The sequence below is a fragment of the Marinobacter sp. L-46 genome (assembly GCF_056859535.1).
Map to the genome: position 1 here is coordinate 1 of NZ_JBSXOP010000012.1, position 3,038 is coordinate 3,038.

Below are 3,038 nucleotides of genomic sequence, written 5' to 3' on the forward strand. Positions count from 1 at the left end.
TCTGGCTCGCCAATTCCACCTTCGACACACGCAAGGTGAGTCGGTTGCCGGAGGGCCATTTCGGCCTCGTTGAAGAGCGGATTAATGACTGGGTAACCGATGGAACCGCTACGGTGTATTGCCCGGAATGCGGCCATGAAGTCCAAGACGTTGCGATCACGAAGGCAAATGAAATGAGAGCTGGCAGGGCGTATTACTGGTGGACAGACATCTGGAGCTGCCCCCGTGGTCACCTGTTACGCCAAAAAGACCAGGAAATCCGGTTTATATTGAAGCCTCACCGACAAAGAGGTTGATTCGGCTCAGACTCCTCCCGCCTTCCTGGCAGCTGCACTAGTCCGAGTATAGAACACTAGGCCCAATGATGGGTTGACCCAACCGTATTGTCTCGCCAAAATACTGTATATTCAAACAGTATCTGGTGTAAAGCATGTCCTGCATTCTGCTTGGTGACTACGAATCCGTCTCACGCCTGAATATCCCGATGTTTCTTGAACGGGTCTCGGCTGGCTTCCCATCGCCGGCGGAAGACTATGTTGAGAAAACCATTGACCTGAACGAGCTGTGCATCCAGCACCCTGCTGCCACGTTCTTTGTGCGAGTACAGGGGGAGTCTATGGTTGAGGCGGGTATCTATCCCGGCGATGTCCTGGTGGTGGACCGATCGCTGAGGGCCAAGCACGGAGACATCATCATCGCCAGCCTGGAAAGCGAGATGACGGTGAAGCAATTGCATTTGACGCCACCGCCCGTTCGGCTCCTTCCACGGAATTCAGCGTACCGGCCCATTACCGTCGAGGGCGATATGGTGATGGAGGTGTTTGGGGTGGTCACCAACGTCATCCGGTCACTCAAGCGGGGAGGGCAGGGATGACACCTGAATCGGCAGTGTCCTTTGTCACCGTGAGACGACGGTTCGATTTTCGCAGCATCGAGGTCGGACGCTGGGTAACGCCCCAGGAGCGGGACCGGGCAGCCGGCCGGTTCTATCAGGCGCTGTGTGATTTGATGACGATCCTGCGAGGACCGGAGCCATTGATCTCCCTGAGGAGCACGCTGGGCCTGCAGTATGGCATCGGCGGCCGGTTGGGCGTGGCCGCGCACTACATTCCCGCCACCCGACAGCTGGCGCTGGCCAAGAACGCCGGCGCGGGTAGCCTGGCTCATGAGTGGTTTCATGCCTTTGATCACTACATGGGTGGCAAAGCTTACCGGAATGCCGGACCGTGCGGCTTCGCTTCCAGTGCCTGGCTGAACAGCGTAAGCAGTAAACCCCATCCACTGAATGAACGGCTAGGCGCTTGCTTCCAGGCCATCATGCTGACGGAGGACGGCACTGCACCCAGCACTTTGTTCCGGGCCTCCCAGATTGCCGACCAACATTTGAAAACGGTTTATTACGCCAAACCGGAGGAGCTGTGCGCTCGCGCCTTTGAAGCCTTCATTGAAGACAGCCAGCCGCGTAACCGGTTTCTGGTAAACGGAACCGTTCACTCTGATGAAGCCAAGGCGGGTCTGTATCCGCAGGGCGATCATCGCCAGCGTATCAATGACGCCTTTCAGTATTACTTTGCCGCTCTCGGGACTGCGTTGTACCGGGAACAGGTTAAAGCTGGATGAGGAAGCCCGTGTTCGCCCTGGTGGACTGTAATAACTTCTATGCCTCCTGCGAGAAACTGTTTCGTCCGGATCTGCGCCATACACCGGTTGTGGTGCTGTCCAACAACGACGGCTGCGTCGTCGCCCGTTCCAAAGAAGCTAAGGCATTGGGGATCAAGATGGGTGTACCGGTTCACCACATCAAAGCGCAGATTCGCCGATACGGCATCCAGGTGTTCTCCTCCAACTACACCCTCTATGGCGACATGAGCCGGCGGGTGATGACGACTCTGGAAGCCCTTGCTCCCAAAGTGGATATCTATTCCATCGATGAAGCCTTTCTGGACCTGACCGGCATTGACCGGGTGGTGTCCTTCGAGGACTTTGGGCGAGAGGTCAGGAACACGGTGTATCAGAACGTCGGCTTACCGGTCTGTGTGGGCATTGCTCCGACGCGAACCCTGGCCAAGCTGGCCAACCATGCCGCCAAGAAATATCCAGCCACTGGAGGCGTAGTCGATCTCACGGACCCCGCCCGGCAACGGCGGTTGATGGCCCGCGTACCGGTTGAGGAGGTTTGGGGTGTCGGGCGAAAACTCAGTGCCAGACTTCAGACCATGGGTATTGTCACGGCGTTACAGTTAGCGGATACCCATCTGGCGACCCTCAGAAACCAGTTCTCTGTCGTGTTGGAACGCACGGCCCGGGAGCTCGATGGCGTGCCCTGTATTCCGTGGGAGGATGTGCCGGCCCCGAAGAAGCAAATTATGTGCTCCCGATCATTTGGTCAGTCCCTTCAGAAACTGAGTGACCTGGAGAAAGCCGTTGCGCACTTTGCGACCCGCGCGACCGAGAAGCTACGGGGAGGCCAGCAGTATGCTGGGGAACTGATGGTGTTCATCCGAACCAATCCGTTCAAGGCGACGGCACCGCAGTATTCACGCAGTGCCAGCGTGAAGCTCATCCAGCCCAGCCAGGACTCCCGGGTTATTGTGCAGCAGGCCCTGAACCTCCTCCGACCGATGTACCGGGAAGGATTTGATTACGCCAAGGCCGGCGTTATGTTGGGGGAGTTAGTGGAAGAAGCGGGTGTTCAAGAGGATCTCTTCCAAGCCGGCCCGGAGCAGGTGCCAGACAGTGGCAGATCGGAACGCCTGATGGCGGTGATGGATACCATCAACCGGAAGTCGAGGGCGACGGTCTACATGGCCAGAGAGGCCGGGCCCGCGGCTTATGCGATGCGGCGGGGGCATTTGTCTCCGGCGTATACAACCTGCTGGGATGACTTGCCGAAGGTTCGCTAGTGTCCCTTAACAAAAATTCGCATAGATAATTCTCCGATCCTGTATAATCTCACAAGTAGAGACAGGAGAAACAACCATGGCGCGAATAGCTAGACCCCTTGAAGTGAGCGACTCTGAACGAAAGGAGCTGGAGTC

At 57.2% G+C, this 3,038-nt stretch carries 3 protein-coding genes and 1 pseudogene; all 4 read left to right on the top strand.

Going from position 1 to position 3,038, the window contains the following annotated elements:
• Window positions 1-296, top strand: a pseudogene (locus AC13DJ_RS00545) (hypothetical protein); the annotation flags it as partial.
• A gap of 134 nt (window positions 297-430) precedes the next feature.
• A complete protein-coding gene (gene umuD, locus AC13DJ_RS00550) occupies window positions 431-874 on the top strand; it encodes a translesion error-prone DNA polymerase V autoproteolytic subunit (protein WP_199457149.1) in 444 nt (147 codons plus the stop codon).
• Window positions 871-1,620, top strand: a complete 750-nt coding sequence (locus tag AC13DJ_RS00555) for a CLCA_X family protein (RefSeq protein ID WP_482936964.1) — start codon at window positions 871-873, stop codon at window positions 1,618-1,620. Before umuD ends, AC13DJ_RS00555 begins: the two co-directional genes overlap by 4 nt.
• Window positions 1,617-2,903, top strand: a complete 1,287-nt coding sequence (umuC, locus tag AC13DJ_RS00560; RefSeq protein WP_482932769.1) for a translesion error-prone DNA polymerase V subunit UmuC — start codon at window positions 1,617-1,619, stop codon at window positions 2,901-2,903. Before AC13DJ_RS00555 ends, umuC begins: the two co-directional genes overlap by 4 nt.
• Window positions 2,904-3,038: the final 135 nt, after the last annotated feature.

Coding starts and splice junctions, on each gene's coding strand:
- umuD (WP_199457149.1), top strand. CDS start 431: ATGTCCTGCATTCTGCTTGGTGACTACGAATCCGTCTCACGCCTGAAT.
- AC13DJ_RS00555 (WP_482936964.1), top strand. CDS start 871: ATGACACCTGAATCGGCAGTGTCCTTTGTCACCGTGAGACGACGGTTC.
- umuC (WP_482932769.1), top strand. CDS start 1,617: ATGAGGAAGCCCGTGTTCGCCCTGGTGGACTGTAATAACTTCTATGCC.